This window comes from Vibrio atypicus (assembly GCF_009811315.1).
Taxonomy (GTDB): domain Bacteria; phylum Pseudomonadota; class Gammaproteobacteria; order Enterobacterales; family Vibrionaceae; genus Vibrio; species Vibrio atypicus.
Genome location: NZ_BLID01000006.1, coordinates 26,264 through 41,538 on the forward strand (window position 1 = coordinate 26,264; position 15,275 = coordinate 41,538).

Annotated in this window: 15 protein-coding genes; 14 read left to right on the forward strand and 1 reads right to left on the reverse strand. The window is 44.7% G+C overall.

Annotation, left to right across the window (positions count from 1 at the left end; translation table 11 throughout):
• Positions 1 to 35 precede the first annotated feature (35 nt).
• The 14 genes from rpoE to GVO60_RS13570 all read left to right on the forward strand — a co-directional run bounded on the left by rpoE (position 36) and on the right by GVO60_RS13570 (position 12,403).
• Positions 36 to 614, forward strand: a complete 579-nt coding sequence (gene rpoE / locus GVO60_RS13505; protein ID WP_159654889.1) for an RNA polymerase sigma factor RpoE — start codon at positions 36 to 38, stop codon at positions 612 to 614.
• A 14-nt stretch (positions 615 to 628) separates the two neighbouring features.
• The gene (locus tag GVO60_RS13510; RefSeq protein ID WP_263971951.1) at positions 629 to 1,273 is read left to right on the forward strand and encodes an RseA family anti-sigma factor; all 645 of its coding nucleotides are present in this window, start codon (positions 629 to 631) and stop codon (positions 1,271 to 1,273) included.
• Entirely contained in the window at positions 1,270 to 2,235 is a 966-nt protein-coding gene (gene rseB, locus GVO60_RS13515) for a sigma-E factor regulatory protein RseB (RefSeq protein ID WP_159654893.1), read from the forward strand. Before GVO60_RS13510 ends, rseB begins: the two co-directional genes overlap by 4 nt.
• A complete protein-coding gene (locus tag GVO60_RS13520) occupies positions 2,232 to 2,702 on the forward strand; it encodes a SoxR reducing system RseC family protein (RefSeq protein WP_159654895.1) in 471 nt (156 codons plus the stop codon). The genes rseB and GVO60_RS13520 overlap by 4 nt, the downstream gene beginning before the upstream one ends.
• A 138-nt stretch (positions 2,703 to 2,840) precedes the next feature.
• Entirely contained in the window at positions 2,841 to 4,634 is a 1,794-nt protein-coding gene (gene lepA / locus GVO60_RS13525) for a translation elongation factor 4 (RefSeq protein WP_159654897.1), read from the forward strand.
• A gap of 105 nt (positions 4,635 to 4,739) precedes the next feature.
• Positions 4,740 to 5,636, forward strand: a complete 897-nt coding sequence (lepB, locus tag GVO60_RS13530) for a signal peptidase I (protein WP_159654899.1) — start codon at positions 4,740 to 4,742, stop codon at positions 5,634 to 5,636.
• Between the two features lie 74 nt (positions 5,637 to 5,710).
• On the forward strand, positions 5,711 to 6,388 hold the full coding sequence (gene rnc / locus GVO60_RS13535; RefSeq protein WP_159654901.1) for a ribonuclease III: 678 nt from the start codon (positions 5,711 to 5,713) through the stop codon (positions 6,386 to 6,388).
• Positions 6,381 to 7,358, forward strand: a complete 978-nt coding sequence (gene era / locus GVO60_RS13540; RefSeq protein WP_159654903.1) for a GTPase Era — start codon at positions 6,381 to 6,383, stop codon at positions 7,356 to 7,358. The genes rnc and era overlap by 8 nt, the downstream gene beginning before the upstream one ends.
• Positions 7,359 to 7,440: 82 nt before the next feature.
• The gene (recO, locus tag GVO60_RS13545) at positions 7,441 to 8,163 is read left to right on the forward strand and encodes a DNA repair protein RecO (protein WP_159654905.1); all 723 of its coding nucleotides are present in this window, start codon (positions 7,441 to 7,443) and stop codon (positions 8,161 to 8,163) included.
• The gene (gene pdxJ / locus GVO60_RS13550) at positions 8,160 to 8,891 is read left to right on the forward strand and encodes a pyridoxine 5'-phosphate synthase (RefSeq protein ID WP_159654907.1); all 732 of its coding nucleotides are present in this window, start codon (positions 8,160 to 8,162) and stop codon (positions 8,889 to 8,891) included. Before recO ends, pdxJ begins: the two co-directional genes overlap by 4 nt.
• A 5-nt stretch (positions 8,892 to 8,896) precedes the next feature.
• Positions 8,897 to 9,277, forward strand: a complete 381-nt coding sequence (gene acpS / locus GVO60_RS13555) for a holo-ACP synthase (RefSeq protein ID WP_159654909.1) — start codon at positions 8,897 to 8,899, stop codon at positions 9,275 to 9,277.
• Positions 9,278 to 9,420: 143 nt separating this feature from the next.
• Positions 9,421 to 10,734, forward strand: a complete 1,314-nt coding sequence (locus GVO60_RS13560; RefSeq protein WP_225874935.1) for a hypothetical protein — start codon at positions 9,421 to 9,423, stop codon at positions 10,732 to 10,734.
• Between the two features lie 9 nt (positions 10,735 to 10,743).
• Positions 10,744 to 11,154: a hypothetical protein gene (locus tag GVO60_RS13565; protein WP_159654911.1), complete on the forward strand. Its 411-nt coding sequence runs from the start codon at positions 10,744 to 10,746 to the stop codon at positions 11,152 to 11,154.
• Positions 11,147 to 12,403 (forward strand): GGDEF domain-containing protein, encoded by a 1,257-nt coding sequence (locus tag GVO60_RS13570; RefSeq protein WP_159654913.1) that lies wholly within the window; start codon positions 11,147 to 11,149, stop codon positions 12,401 to 12,403. Before GVO60_RS13565 ends, GVO60_RS13570 begins: the two co-directional genes overlap by 8 nt.
• Positions 12,404 to 12,416: 13 nt before the next feature.
• Here GVO60_RS13570 and barA read toward each other — a convergent pair whose 3' ends face one another.
• Positions 12,417 to 15,212, reverse strand: a complete 2,796-nt coding sequence (gene barA, locus GVO60_RS13575) for a two-component sensor histidine kinase BarA (protein WP_159654915.1) — start codon at positions 15,210 to 15,212, stop codon at positions 12,417 to 12,419.
• Positions 15,213 to 15,275 lie beyond the last annotated feature (63 nt).

The following is a 15,275-nucleotide window of genomic DNA, read 5'->3' on the forward strand; positions in this document are numbered from 1 at the left end:
GGTAAGAGCAAAAAACAATAGGAGTACCCGCTCGAATGAACGAGCAGCTGACCGATCAAGTCTTAATTGAGCGAGTTCAGAATGGGGATAAGCAAGCATTTAACCTGCTAGTGATGAGATATCAAAACAAGGTATGTAATCTTATTTCCCGCTACGTCAACAACCCTGGAGATATCCCAGACGTAGCACAAGAAGCATTTATTAAAGCGTACAGAGCGATTCCTAGTTTTCGAGGCGAGAGCGCCTTCTATACTTGGTTGTACCGTATCGCAGTTAATACTGCTAAAAACTACATTGTTGCTCAGGGGCGTAGGCCACCCGCACAAGATGTAGACACTGAAGACGCCGAATATTACGAAACTGGAAGTGCATTAAAAGAAATTTCGAACCCTGAGAACTTAACGTTGTCCAAAGAATTGAAACAAGTTGTTTTCAGTGCAATCGAAGCACTACCTGATGATTTAAAGACCGCAATGACGCTACGAGAGCTCGATGGCTTAAGTTATGAGGAAATTGCGGCAGTTATGGATTGCCCCGTCGGAACGGTACGTTCGCGTATCTTCCGAGCTCGTGAAGCGGTTGAAAAGAAGATTCAACCTCTTTTGCAACGCTAATACCAGTAACATTAATGGTGAAAATAATGGCTGACAAAGAGAAGCTTTCAGCACTCATGGATGGAGAGTTGGTCGATAAAGCTCTGATTACAGATATGGAGCACGACCAAGATTGCCTGCAGACCTGGAGTAATTACCATCTGATAGGTGATGTAATGCGCGGTGACGCACCGGAAAAACCGGAGTGGAATATCGCTGAAAGTGTGGCTTTAGCGCTAGAAAATGAACCAGCGCACTCAAAGTTTGGCTCGCAAAGTGCCGTCGTAGAATTGGATGAGCATCGTGTGGCTGAACCTCAGCCAACACCTCAACAAGCTCGTCGTCAATTACCTGCATGGTTAAGTCAGTTTGGTCAAGTGGCTGTCGCGGCTTGTGTCTCTCTGGCGGTAATTTTAGGTGTTCAACAATATGGTGGTAGCGATCCTGCTTCACCGGCTGCAGATCAGCTTCCTGTCTTGCAAACTATTCCTTTTGCAGGAAGTGCAGAGCCAGTAAGTCTTACGCGCCAATCTGTAGAACATCAAAGTGCGACCAATGAAGCGAATGTTCAAGAGCAACGTCGTCGTATCAACGCGATGCTACAAGATTACGAATTGCAACTACGCTTAAACAGTGAAGAAAACGTAGATAGTGATCACCCAGAAACGGTAATTGAATGAGAAAATTTCTGATCAGTGCGCTGACACTGTTCAGTTTGAATACAACCCCAGCCTTTGCAGAGCAAACCTCTGCAGAGGCTTTGTTGCATCAAATGAACGAAGCAAGTCAGCATCTCAATTACGAGCTGTCTTATATTCTTATTAAGAAAAACAGTATTGAACCTTTGCTGTATCGACACGCAAGGCTCGATGATAAACAGCTAGCGCACTTAGTCTATTTAAGCGGCCCTGTGCGAGAAGTGATTCGTCGCGATGGTGAGGTGAGCTATATCGAACCTGGTGTTGAGCCATTTACCATTGACTCAGCAAGTATGGTCGCGCCGACGATCCCGTTATTGAATACTAATATTGATAACTTGAGTGAGTTCTATGATTTCATTCAGGTTGGTCGCGCAAGAGAAGCGGGTGCTGCATGCCAAGTATTACGTGTTGTACCTAAAGACGGCCTACGTTATTCCTATGTATTATGGGTAGATGAGAAAAGTAAGCTACCTCTGCGTGCCGACCTCATTGATCGTGATGGTGAAGTATTAGAGCAATATCGTACTATTGCTTATAGCGTAAATGATCAAATCAGCACGATTCTAAGCCGATTAAATGATGTGAAATTGCCAGAAGTGCTCTCTTTGCCTAAAGGTCAAGTTAAGCAATCTTTTTGGAGTGTAAACTGGATCCCTACTGGTTTTGAACCTAAAGAGCTCAATCGCTATCGAATGGTCAATACTGATCGTATGGTTGAAAGCCAAATGTACAGTGATGGACTATTTAATTTCTCTGTCTATGTGGCTGACAGTGACAATTTGTCTCTAAAAGGGCAGTTAGTTCGTCAAGGTCGCCGGACGTTGCATAGTTTGGTCAAAGGGAATCTAGAGATTTCTGTTATAGGTGATGTACCTCCTGCGACAGCAAAACGTATTGCTCAATCTGTGGTAGTTAGTCAACCTGAGAGTGTAAGCCAATGATGACGGCACTTGCGACGGTTTCTAATGTTAAAGCTATTTCTGAAGGCTTTGATGTTGAACTTAGTTGTGAACAGCAAACAAGTTGTAGCAGTTGTTCGTCTCAAAAAAGCTGTGGAACTGGCATTGTCTCCAAAGCGGTGGGGAATAAATCGCTGAACTGGCATCTTGTGACGCAAAAAGTCGTCAAAATCGGGCAGGTAGTTGAAATTGGCTTGCCTGAAAAGAGCCTACTGCAATCTGCTGCGGTGGTTTATTTGATTCCTTTGTTTGCGCTAATTCTCGGAGCAATGTTTGGCCAATGGCTGTTAGCTCCTTGGCTATCAGGTGGAGAAGGGGTTGTCATTGCCTCCTCTGTGCTGTTTACCGTTGCCGGTATTTATCTCGCCAAACGTATCGCCGCAAAATTGGAAGCCAACTCTTCGCAGCAAGTGAAACTGCTGCGGGTGTTGGGAGAACCAATTAGCTAGTGCGTAGAGCCCAGAAATTGGGTAGAATCTGCCAACTTGATTGAAATGCCGTCAAACGACGGCGTTTCTGTACTCAGCGCTATAGCGTTAAAGAGTATTTATTGTCCCTAATTTTTAAGAGTTTAGTCACCCCAAATCATGAAGCACATTCGTAACTTTTCGATTATCGCCCACATCGACCATGGTAAGTCGACCCTATCTGACCGTTTGATCCAAGTTTGTGGTGGCTTAAGCGACCGTGAAATGGCAGCTCAGGTTCTTGACTCAATGGACCTAGAGCGTGAACGCGGTATCACCATCAAATCTCAGAGTGTGACACTAAACTACACTGCAAAAGATGGTGAAACTTATCAACTTAACTTCATCGATACTCCTGGACACGTTGACTTCGCGTACGAAGTATCTCGTTCTCTAGCGGCGTGTGAAGGTGCGTTGCTTGTTGTCGATGCAGGTCAGGGTGTAGAAGCGCAAACTCTTGCAAACTGTTATACCGCGATTGAGATGGAGCTAGAGGTAGTGCCGATCCTAAACAAGATCGACTTACCAGCAGCGGATCCAGAGCGTGTAGCAGAAGAAATTGAAGAAATCGTTGGTATCGACGCGATGGAAGCGACTCGATGCTCTGCGAAAACAGGTATTGGTGTTGACGATGTACTAGAAAACATCGTGTCTGCGATTCCTGCGCCTGAAGGTGATCCTGATGGCCCGCTACAAGCACTAATTATTGATTCTTGGTTTGATAACTACCTTGGTGTTGTTTCTCTTGTGCGCATTAAAAACGGCTCACTGAAGAAAAACGACAAGATCAAAGTAATGAGCACAGGCCAAGTTTGGGGCGTTGACCGTCTTGGTATCTTCACACCGAAGCAAGTGGATACTGAAGCACTGCGTACTGGCGAAGTTGGTTGGGTTGTATGTGGTATCAAAGATATCCTGGGTGCACCAGTAGGTGATACGCTGACTCTAGCGAAACATGGCTGTGAAACACCACTACCAGGCTTTAAAAAAGTAAAACCTCAGGTATACGCGGGTCTGTTCCCAGTATCTTCTGATGATTACGAAAACTTCCGTGACGCGCTAGGTAAGCTTAGCTTGAACGATGCTTCTCTATTCTATGAACCAGAGAACTCTGCAGCGCTTGGCTTTGGTTTCCGCTGTGGCTTCCTTGGTATGCTGCACATGGAGATCATTCAGGAGCGTCTAGAGCGTGAGTACGACTTAGACCTGATCACAACTGCGCCAACGGTAGTTTACGAAGTTGAAGAAACCAACGGTAACTTACTGTATGTGGATAGCCCTGCAAAACTACCTGCAGTGAATGATATCGAAGAAATTCGTGAGCCAATCGCTCGCTGTAATATTCTTGTGCCGTCAGAGTACCTAGGTAACGTTATTACACTATGTGTTGAGAAGCGTGGTATTCAGGTTGATATGGTGTATCACGGCAACCAAGTAGCAGTGACTTACGATATCCCAATGGCAGAAGTGGTACTGGATTTCTTTGACCGTCTGAAATCAACATCTCGTGGTTATGCTTCACTGGACTACAACTTCCAGCGTTTTGAAGCATCGAATATGGTTCGTGTTGACGTACTTCTAAACGGTGACACGGTTGATGCACTAGCAATGATCACTCACAAAGATCAGTCTCAAACACGTGGTCGTCAGCTTGTTGAGAAGATGAAAGAGTTCATCCCTCGTCAGATGTTCGATATTGCGATTCAGGCTGCAATCGGTAACCACATCATCGCACGTTCGACAGTGAAACAGCTGCGTAAAAACGTAATCGCGAAATGTTACGGTGGTGACGTGAGCCGTAAGAAGAAACTTCTGAAGAAGCAGAAAGAAGGTAAGAAGCGTATGAAGCAGATCGGTAACGTTGAGCTGCCTCAAGAAGCGTTCCTTGCAATTCTGCACGTGGGCAAAGACTAGAGTTGAACTACTCTCACTCTGGTCTGTCATAAGACGTTAGATAGTAAAAATAAGTGAAAGGGTTTCGGCTCTTTCACTTTCGTATTTTTGAGATAAGGGAAGTCAATGGCGAATACATTTTCACTCATCCTAGTGATTGTTACCTTGGTAACCGGTGTTGTCTGGGTTCTAGAGAAGCTGGTTTTTGCAAAGAAACGCCAAGAAAAAGTGGCAGAAGTTGAAGCTCAAACTAACGGTTTAGATGCTGCTGTTGTTGAAAAAGTGAAGATGCAGCCGTGGTGGATTGAAAATAGCGTTTCAATTTTCCCTGTGATTGCAGCTGTACTCGTATTGCGTTCTTTTATCTACGAACCGTTTCAGATTCCATCAGGCTCAATGATGCCAACCCTGCTGGTGGGTGATTTCATCCTAGTAGAGAAGTATGCATATGGCTTGAAAGATCCAGTGTGGCGTACTCAGTTGGTTGAAACGGGCAAACCAGAGCGTGGCGATACGGTTGTCTTCAAATACCCTCCACAACCAAGTATTGATTACATTAAGCGTGTGGTTGGTTTACCGGGTGATACAGTACGCTATAGCAGCAAAAAAGAAATCTGCATTCAGTCTCCAGGTGAGACGAGTTGTAAACAAGTAAAACTATCGAATGTAGAAGAGAGTCAATTCATCCAAAATGGTATCCCGTTGATCCAACTGGACGAAAAGTTGGGTGAAGTTGGCCATCAAATTTTGGTTAATCCACTTCGTCGCGATCGTGTAGAGGCTTACGAACCTCGCAATGGTGTCAATGAGTGGGTGGTACCTGAAGGTCAGTATTTTGTGATGGGTGATAACCGTGACAACAGTGCTGACAGTCGTTACTGGGGCTTTGTCCCAGAAGCAAACCTGGTGGGTAAAGCGGTAGGCATTTGGATCAGCTTTGAGTTTGAACGTGATGCAGACAGTATTTTACCTTCTTGGATTCCAACTGGTGTGCGTTTCAACCGCATCGGTGGTATTAACTAACTTCTCTTCTCATATGGAGTTGCCGAGTGGCGGCTCCAACTGTTCAGAGAATTAAAATAAATTAATGAGAGAGCATGAATTCTCCTATTGCAAAACTAGAGAAGAAGATCGGCTATCAGTTTAATGATGCGGATCTTATCAGCTTAGCGTTGACACACCGTAGCGCTAATGGAAAACACAATGAGCGTCTTGAGTTTCTGGGCGATTCAATTTTAAGTTTTGTCGTTGCTGATGATCTTTATCACCGCTTCCCTAAAGTGAATGAAGGGGACATGAGCCGTATGCGTGCTACGTTAGTTCGTGGTCATACATTGGCAGAACTAGGTCGAGAATTCGAACTAGGAGATCACTTAAAATTAGGTCCAGGTGAATTGAAAAGTGGCGGCTTCCGTCGTGACTCTATTCTTGCCGATGCTGTAGAAGCCATTATTGGTGCGGTTTACTTAGATAGTGATATCGAAGTGGTACGTGGCATCATTTTGAGTTGGTACAAGACTCGACTTGACGCAATTAAGCCAGGCGTTTCGCAAAAAGATCCGAAAACTCGTCTTCAAGAGTTCCTTCAGGGTCGAAGAAATCCGCTGCCTGCGTACACAGTGACTAATATTAAAGGTGAAGCACACAACCAAGAATTTACGGTTTCGTGTGAAGTGGCAGGTATTGGACAGCCTGTTATTGGTAAAGGCACCAGCCGCCGCAAGGCAGAACAAGCGGCTGCGGAATTAGCACTAGAGCAATTAACCAATGACTGATTCAACAGACAACAACGAATTTGATATCGATGCGTTTTTCTCATCGAGCAGCGAGCCAGTAAGTACGCCAGAAAACCAGCATTGTGGTTTTGTTGCGATAGTTGGCCGACCAAACGTAGGTAAATCGACACTACTGAACCGTATTCTAGGTCAGAAGATCTCGATCACATCACGCAAGCCTCAAACAACTCGTCACCGCATTATGGGTGTTGATACAGAAGGGGATTACCAGGCTATCTACGTAGATACTCCAGGTCTCCATATTGAAGAGAAGCGTGCGATTAACCGTTTGATGAACCGTGCAGCAAACTCATCTCTAAGTGATGTAAACCTGGTTTTCTTCTTAGTCGATGGTACCCACTGGACCAATGATGATGAGATGGTGCTGACTAAACTACAAAAAGCGAACTTCCCTGTTGTCCTATGTGTAAACAAAGTAGACAACGTTCAAGATCGCAACGATGTTATGTTGCACATGATGGATATGTCGAAGAAGATGGACTTCGTGGATGTTGTGCCAATCTCAGCGAAACACGGCAAAAACATTGATGTACTTCGTAAGCATGTACGTGAACATCTTCCAAAAGCGACGCACCACTTCCCAGAAGAGTATGTGACTGATCGTTCTCAGCGTTTCATGGCATCAGAGATTGTACGTGAGAAACTGATGCGTTTTACCGGTGAGGAGTTACCATACTCAGTGACGGTTGAGATTGAACGTTTCGATTACAACCCTGAAACTGATGGCTTCCACATTAATGCCTTAATTCTTGTTGAACGTAACGGTCAGAAGAAAATGGTTATCGGCAAAGGCGGTGAGAAGATCAAGACAATTGGTCGTGAAGCACGTCTAGATATGGAAGAACTGTTTGGCCGTAAGGTTTACCTAGAAACTTGGGTTAAAGTGAAATCTGGCTGGGCTGATGATGAGCGAGCACTACGCTCACTAGGCTACATCGACGATTTATAAGGTGCGAGAAGCGACACTGCTTCGCTCCGAGTCATCATGAATAAAAGGGGCCGTTGGCTCCTTTTTTGTATTAGAAGGTCATATGTCATCAGAAGGCTTACAACGCTGCTTTGTACTGAACCGTCGCCCTTACAGTGAATCAAGTTTGATTCTAGACGTGTTTAGTGAAGAGTATGGGCGCATTACCCTGATGTCGAAAGGGGCGCGCAGTAAGCGATCCAACCTAAAGGGGGCGCTGCAACCTTTTACCCCTCTATTGCTGAAATGGTCTGGTAATGGTTCGATGAAGACCTTAAGACAAGCCGAGCCGATCAGCTTAGGTCTGCCACTGTCAGGAATTAACCTTTATTCAGCAATGTATGTGAATGAGCTAATAGGACGGGTGTTGATGGCGGAAGTGGCCATGCCTGCACTTTTCCACGATTATTTGCATGCGCTTACCGAGTTGGCGCAAAGTGATAACCCTGAACCTGCCTTAAGGCGCTTTGAACTCGCATTGTTATCCGCAATGGGGTATGGCGTGGATTTCTTAAACTGTGCCGGGAGTGGGGAGCCTATAGACCCTAAAATGACGTACAGATATCGAGAGCAGAAAGGGTTTATTGCGTCAGTTCGTCATGACAATTTAACCTTTTTAGGTGATGAGTTGATCGCGATTAGCGAACGACGCTTTACCACAAAAGAACAACTTAAAGCGGCAAAACGCTTTACACGTATAGCCTTAAAGCCGTATCTTGGCGGCAAACCATTAAAAAGCAGGGAACTCTTTATTACCATGGTTCCCAAACGGAGTATTGGAAAATGAGCTCAATCTATTTAGGTGTCAATATCGACCACATTGCAACTTTACGTAACGCGCGTGGCACTAAATACCCAGATCCTGTTCATGCTGCAGAAGTCGCTGAACGTGCCGGAGCTGATGGTATTACGATTCACTTACGTGAAGATCGTCGCCATATTAACGATCGTGATGTGCGCATTCTCCGTGAAACACTTCAAACTCGTATGAACCTTGAAATGGCGGTGACTGATGAAATGGTCGAGATCGCTCTGCAGACTCAACCTGAGTACGTGTGCCTAGTGCCAGAAAAGCGTGAAGAGCTCACTACAGAAGGTGGTCTAGATGTGGTTGGCCAGCTTGAAAAAGTAAAAGCAGCAACGCAAAAACTGGGTGCCGCAGGTATTAAAGTTTCTTTATTTATCGATGCTGACCGCGAACAGATCTCTGCCGCTAAAGAGTGTGGTGCGCCATTTATTGAACTTCACACTGGTCACTATGCTGATGCAGAAACAGAAGAAGATCAGCAAGATGAGCTGAAAAAGATCGCTGCGGGAGCAAGTTACGCTGATGATCTAGGTATTACTGTTAATGCTGGTCATGGCTTGACTTACCACAACGTTGCGGCCATTGCAGCTATCCCTGAAATCTATGAGCTAAACATTGGTCACTCTATTATTGGCCGTGCTGCATTTGACGGCTTGCACAAAGCGGTTGCTGATATGAAAGCCGTTATGGTTGCCGCTCGTAAATAGTCTTTATGCCAATTGTAGGACTAGGAACTGATATTGCGGAAATCGAGCGTGTTGAGAAAGCTCTCGCACGCTCAGGGGAACCCTTTGCGAAACGAATTCTGACAGAGAATGAATATCAACGCTTCCAAACTTTGAAGCAACAAGGGCGTTTTTTAGCCAAACGGTTTGCTGCAAAGGAAGCCGCTTCGAAAGCACTTGGGACAGGAATCGCTCTAGGAGTCACGTTTCATGACTTTAATATCAGCAATGATGAGCATGGTGCACCATTGCTTGAGCTAGGCAATAAAGCCTTAGAAATAGCGACAGCTAAAGGGGTGAAACACATTCATTTATCGATTTCTGATGAGCGGCACTATGCTGTCGCAACAGTGATTTTGGAACAATAAGCGACTTATCGTCGCTTTTTTTATGTTTTGCGTAATATTTTAGCATTTGCTTTATAACACTTTCGTTTGTTATTGGTATACTTGTAAGTATTCAAAATAATTATAAATCGAACACTATTGTCTAGACACAAGGACAGCAGTATATGACCAATAGAACGATTGAATTAACGATTCGCAGTGTGCTCTTTGTTGGAGCGTTGAGCGGGAGCTTTGCTTCTCAAGCTTTTGACTATTCAGTATCAGGCTTTGGTACTTTAGGCTATACCTATAATAGCGAAAGTGACCTTGCTTACCGTCGAGATATTACCCATCCAGTAGAAAAAGATAGCCAAGGAAGCTTCGGTATCGACTCCAACCTTGGTTTACAGTTTGATGGCAACTTTAATAGGCAGTGGTCAGCAACCGTACAACTCCTTCTTGATAAGAGTGTTGAGTATAACCTGGACACATTAACTGAGTTCGCCTTTGTTCGATATTCTCCCAATGCCAGTTGGGACTTTCGTGCAGGACGTGTCGGGGTGAGTGCATATGCAGCCGCGAATAGTCGTCATATTGATTATGCCCATCTCTGGGTTCGCCCTCCTCAAGAACTCTATGGTGGTGTTGTGTTCAATTCCTTGGATGGAATTGGCGCAACCTACTACTCCAATAACCCCAACTTTAATTGGCAGGCGACGATTGAATATGGTCGAAACCAGCAAATGGGTGAGATCCCTATTTCCAGTGAAGAGTATTCAACAGATATTGAAAATGTCTTCAGCTTATCATTAGAAGCAGATAAAGGGCCTTGGAAATGGCAAGTTTCCTACGCTCACATTGGTTCTTTGACGGTCGATCATGGCGAGGGTGTGACAGCGCTTCAGCAGGGAATTGAAGGGCTAGCAAACAATACTCTTTTAGCCTCATTTTTTCCGAATATTGTCGCCGATGCTAACCTTGCCTCCGAATTGGTTACCGTTAAGGATGACCAAGTTAGTTACTTTCAAGGGGCGGTCAATTATTTTGATGGCAGTTGGACTCTGCAATCTGAACTGTTTCAAATTAACGCTAAGAAAGACTCTGTACCACAAGGTTATGGGGGGTACGCGCTACTTGGGCGAACATTCTCAAACTTTACTCCTTATGTGATGTACGGCCGATTCAAACCAACAACAGACTACTACCAATCGGATCAAGACTGGAGCTCTATTGGTGCCTTGGCAGGAGCGCAAGCCGGAGAGCAAGCGAGACAACTTCAGCATGGTGCTGGAGCCGCAATCAATTCTGTTCGTATCGACCAAGCGAGCTATTCGATAGGTGTTCGCTGGGATGTTTCCTCTCAAATTGCAATCAAAGCACAAATTGATCATGTGACAATCAACCCTTATGGCTATGGGTTGTGGGCATCTTCCGTAGAAGATATTAGTCAAAGTATGGATGTACAAGTGTACACCCTGAACATGAACTTTATTTTTTAGGAGGATGATATGAGAATTTTATGCCTCCTAATTTTGCTAGTTTCTAGCTCTGTTTACGCAGATTTATATATTGTTGTGAATGAGAAAAGTGCGATCGAAGAATTTGAGATTGATGACATTGCGGATGTTTATCTAGGTAGAAAGAAAACCTTGGGTTCGACCTATATTAACCAAGTACTAGACCGTACAGGTGAAGACCGTCGTCGCTTTTTTAGAACGGTTACGAACATGAGAGAAAGTCAGGTGAACGCTTATTGGGCTAAACTTAAGTTTTCAGGAAGTATGCGAGCACCTGAAGAGGTTGATTCTAATCAATTACTATTAGAGAAAATTATTGATAACCCTATGGCGATTGGCTATATGACCGAATTGCCCCCCCAAAACTCTGGAGTTAAGGTCGCTTTACAAATAGATGAATAGGTCAAAGCTAAACTCACTATCGAATAAGTTACTGAAAGCGATTACGCTTTTAGCCCTTTTTTATCTAGTGATTATATTGCTACTCATGATCCCAGTTGGTTTCGCCCAGGCTGATAAAAACCACAAAGAGTTGGAGCATAAACTGGTGCTTTCTCTGTCGGGATCTGCAGCAATTGCCCTATATGTGAACAATGATGAGATTGCTGAAGAGGTGATCTCTGCATTACTACTGCATGAAGAAATTGATGCAGTAAAGCTTGAAAGTGATGAAGGTATTGCTTTCGCTTCGAATCACTTGGTCGTTGAAGAGGAGAATTTATGGGAGCATGCCAATAAGTATCGCCTTTATTCCCCTACTGATGGAGAACCATTGGGTGCTATCTATATTCATAATAAGCATGCGGCCTTACAACAAAAAGCACTGGATAGAGTCTTTAATCAAGTATTGTTCATTCTCGTACAGTTTTTAGTTACCGTGATTGCATTGATCTTGGTATTCAATCGCACAATCGGGCGACCTCTCACGGCATTAGCGGATACCCTATACTCCACAACACCGGAAGACCCGAAAAATATCCCTATAGATAACGACAACCGTAATAATGAACTTGGTGTTGTTGTGCATAGTGTAAATACGTTTATCGAAAACTCGCGTCAAGCGATAAAGCGTGAGCGTGAGTTACGATCACAAATAGAACACTGGGAACATTACTATCGCAACTTGGCTGAACAAGATATTTTGACCGGTCTAAAAAATCGACTTGGCTGTGAAAAATATGTCAATCAAGCATCGAAGAGCTGCGAGTACATAGCACTACTCTTGGTTGACTTAGATGGCTTTAAAGCTGTTAATGACACCTATGGTCATGCAGCCGGTGATTTGATTCTAACGGAACTCGCCAGTCGTTTATCTTCTCTGCAGGCAAAGAGTAATGTACCTGGCGTTGTTGGTCGTATTGGAGGGGATGAATTTGTTGTTTACTTGGTGCTGCAACAGAATGATCATGAATTATTGACTCAGGTCGCTACTCATATAATTGAGTTGGCTAATCGTCCTGCTACCTATAATGGGCATACGATTAAAGTAGGCTGCAGCGTGGGTATAGCTGTGCAGCCAAGTACTGGAATTGAAATCGAAAGATTGCTTCATCGAGCCGATAGAGCCATGTATCGAGTAAAAGAAGAAGGTAAGAACAACTATCAGTTCTTCCACGGCGAGCGACAGGCCCGCGTGGAAAAAATGGATTAGTCATTCAATGGGTTTAATTTGTGGTGAGGTAAGGTTTAGCACTCGCCACGACTTTCTCCATCTCATCTTGTAATTCAAACAACTCTGGCTCTATATCTTCAATGCTTGTTCCTGAGCGAAGTTCTTTTTCTATCGTAGCGCAAATTCCTTTTAATCTTGGAACGCCACAGTAAGAGCTACTGCCATGTAATTTGTGTACATGGTGGATAAGCTGATCGGTGTCAAAATGATCGTCTTCCAATGCACCTTCCACTATGGCCGTAACTTCAGGAATATAGTCCACGAGCATGCGTAACATATCGCGTGCAAGGTCTTCTTTATTTGCCGATTGTTTCAGCGCAGCTTGCCAATCAATGATCATATTTGAGTGCTCACTGACCACCGATGCCTCTGATTCTTCTTCAAGCGGAGCTTGGTTGGATAAATCGAGTTTTTCGAGCTGCTCTGTGGTGGTTTTGGGACTCCAATGCATCAGCACTTGTTGTAAAACATGCTCTTCAATTGGCTTGGTGAGGTAGTCGTCCATACCTGCTGTGAGAAGTCGGTCGCGCTCTCCACTCATAGCGTGCGCTGTCACTGCTATTACAGGTGTAGAGGCATTGAGTTCAGTTTGCTTAATTTTCTCACACGCGGTGACACCATCCATATGCGGCATTTGGATATCCATCAAAATGATATCGAACGCTTGGACATGAGCTTGGTTGACGGCATCTAAGCCATTGGTACAAGTAATCACCTGATCAACACGCTCTTTCAATAGTGCGCTGATGAGTTTTAAGTTTGCTGGATTATCATCTACCGCCATGACGGTTAGTGGCAGTGTCTCTTCCAAAGTGTCGTGTACCTGCTCTGTGAGGATAGGTAAGTTCTCTTGATTTGCAGACAGTGTTTGCAACAGACGCTTACGCGAAAGTGGCTTGGTGATGCAGTGTACAGGGTAAGACTGAATGAGATGATCAGAGAGCGCTAACGTGGTACTTGGTACCCCAACCACCACATGAGGGGCACAGCGCAACGCATGTTCTACTTGCAGCTCAACAGCTTTCTCTTCGAGCTTTTTATTTGGAGCAAGGTTAAGTAACACGTAATCAAAGCTTTCGATCTCTTCAGGTAGAGATGATCGGTACGTGACCATGAGTCCTGCTTGAACAAGCTGCTGCTGGGTAACGGATGCGGCTTGCATGTTTGGCTCAATCAGTAGTAATGAGCGTTGAACTAAGCTTTCAGTATCCACCATTTCAGTGACTGGCATGTCTGTTGAGTTGAGTCTCAAAGTAAACCAGAAAGTAGAACCTTGGTGTAGTCGGCTGGTTAAACTGATTTCCCCGCCCATCTGGCTGACGAGCTTCTGGGTAATGACGAGACCAAGCCCGGTACCGCCATAGCGACGAGAAATACTAGCATCCGCTTGGCTAAATGCTTGGAATAACTGCGCCTGCTGACGTTCAGAAATACCAATGCCAGTATCACGAACCATAAACTGCAGCTCGACCACATCTTCTTTTTGCGAGCGCATTTCGACGCTAATGTCGATATTGCCGTGTTCAGTAAATTTGATAGAGTTGCCAACAAGGTTAGTGAGAACTTGCTGAATACGTAGCGAGTCCCCCACGAGTCCCGCTGGAATTTTAGGATCGATTCTCAGCGTCAATTCCAAGCCTTTTTCATGGGCGCTAGTCGCTTGTAGGCTGACGACTTCTTCTAAGGACTCTTGGAAGTCGAACGGAATGTTTTCAAGGGCAAGCTTACCCGCTTCCAGCTTAGAGAAGTCGAGGATGTCATTGATAATGTTAAGCAGGTTTGTTGCTGATTTCTCAATGGTTTGTAGATAGTCGGTTTGACTGTTAGTCAGTTTGGTCTTTAGCATCTGACGAGTAAAACCAATTACCCCGTTGAGCGGCGTTCTTAACTCATGAGACATATTCGCTAAGAACTCGGATTTCACTCGGGCCGCTTCTTGCGCGCGTTTCTTTGCAATGTCCAATTCAACGTTCTGGATCTCTAGCTGCTCAAGGGTTTCTCGCAAGTCCGATGTAGCTTGGTCGATACTGTGTTGCATCTCAACATGGTATTCAGAAAGTGAGACCGCCATGGCGTTGATACCATTTTTGAGCGAGTCGAGCTCACCGTGCATTTTGCCTTCGATACGAACATCTAAGTGACCACGACGAATACGGTCGACCATGTTTTTCATGTGCGAGATCGGGCGGGTCACGTCATACATTAAGCGATAAGCAAAGACTGCTGAAAGCCCAAGGCCGATAAGTAATACCAATACGGCAGAAAAGACTTCTTGGTATTGTTGTAACCGAAGAGAAGAAAGGTCGAGTTCGACGGCGACATAACCGAGTGCCGGGTTGTTTTCTTGGCTTCGAGCGGTCGCAATTAGACCGGATTCTGCGATCACAGGCGCTCTGAGTATCAGAGTGTTTTCTTGCAAATAAGAACTAACAAGAAGAGGAATGGGCTCATTTCGGGGAAAAGTCAGTGATTCAAAGTTTGGATGGAAGTTTGAAGTCACAAACAGTTCGTGATTGTAGTCGAATACAGCAATACTACGGACAAATTTAGAGTTCTTTCTATGGGCGTAGCTGATGATTCTGCGCACGGACTCTCGACTGTTATTCTTTAAGCCTTCTTCACTGGCAATCGCCAAAGGTTCAATAATACTTAAACCGGAGTTTATTACCTGCTTTTCCAGATCGTGATAGCGGTTAAAGGAGAAAAACGCACTCAATAGAAGCCCGATAATTAGCGTCGGCGCTAGAGTGAGGGTAATAACGCGGGCGCGTAAGCCATATCTTGTCATTATTGTCTAAACATCGTGGTGTGGATATGGGAAAATAACTTCTAAATAACAGAAGCCGTCGAA

Coding starts and splice junctions, on each gene's coding strand:
- recO (WP_159654905.1), top strand. CDS start 7,441: ATGTCATCAGAAGGCTTACAACGCTGCTTTGTACTGAACCGTCGCCCT.
- pdxJ (WP_159654907.1), top strand. CDS start 8,160: ATGAGCTCAATCTATTTAGGTGTCAATATCGACCACATTGCAACTTTA.
- lepA (WP_159654897.1), top strand. CDS start 2,841: ATGAAGCACATTCGTAACTTTTCGATTATCGCCCACATCGACCATGGT.
- GVO60_RS13560 (WP_225874935.1), top strand. CDS start 9,421: ATGACCAATAGAACGATTGAATTAACGATTCGCAGTGTGCTCTTTGTT.
- GVO60_RS13520 (WP_159654895.1), top strand. CDS start 2,232: ATGATGACGGCACTTGCGACGGTTTCTAATGTTAAAGCTATTTCTGAA.
- lepB (WP_159654899.1), top strand. CDS start 4,740: ATGGCGAATACATTTTCACTCATCCTAGTGATTGTTACCTTGGTAACC.
- rseB (WP_159654893.1), top strand. CDS start 1,270: ATGAGAAAATTTCTGATCAGTGCGCTGACACTGTTCAGTTTGAATACA.
- rnc (WP_159654901.1), top strand. CDS start 5,711: ATGAATTCTCCTATTGCAAAACTAGAGAAGAAGATCGGCTATCAGTTT.
- GVO60_RS13510 (WP_263971951.1), top strand. CDS start 629: ATGGTGAAAATAATGGCTGACAAAGAGAAGCTTTCAGCACTCATGGAT.
- GVO60_RS13565 (WP_159654911.1), top strand. CDS start 10,744: ATGAGAATTTTATGCCTCCTAATTTTGCTAGTTTCTAGCTCTGTTTAC.
- era (WP_159654903.1), top strand. CDS start 6,381: ATGACTGATTCAACAGACAACAACGAATTTGATATCGATGCGTTTTTC.
- acpS (WP_159654909.1), top strand. CDS start 8,897: ATGCCAATTGTAGGACTAGGAACTGATATTGCGGAAATCGAGCGTGTT.
- GVO60_RS13570 (WP_159654913.1), top strand. CDS start 11,147: ATGAATAGGTCAAAGCTAAACTCACTATCGAATAAGTTACTGAAAGCG.
- rpoE (WP_159654889.1), top strand. CDS start 36: ATGAACGAGCAGCTGACCGATCAAGTCTTAATTGAGCGAGTTCAGAAT.
- barA (WP_159654915.1), bottom strand. CDS start 15,212: ATGACAAGATATGGCTTACGCGCCCGCGTTATTACCCTCACTCTAGCG.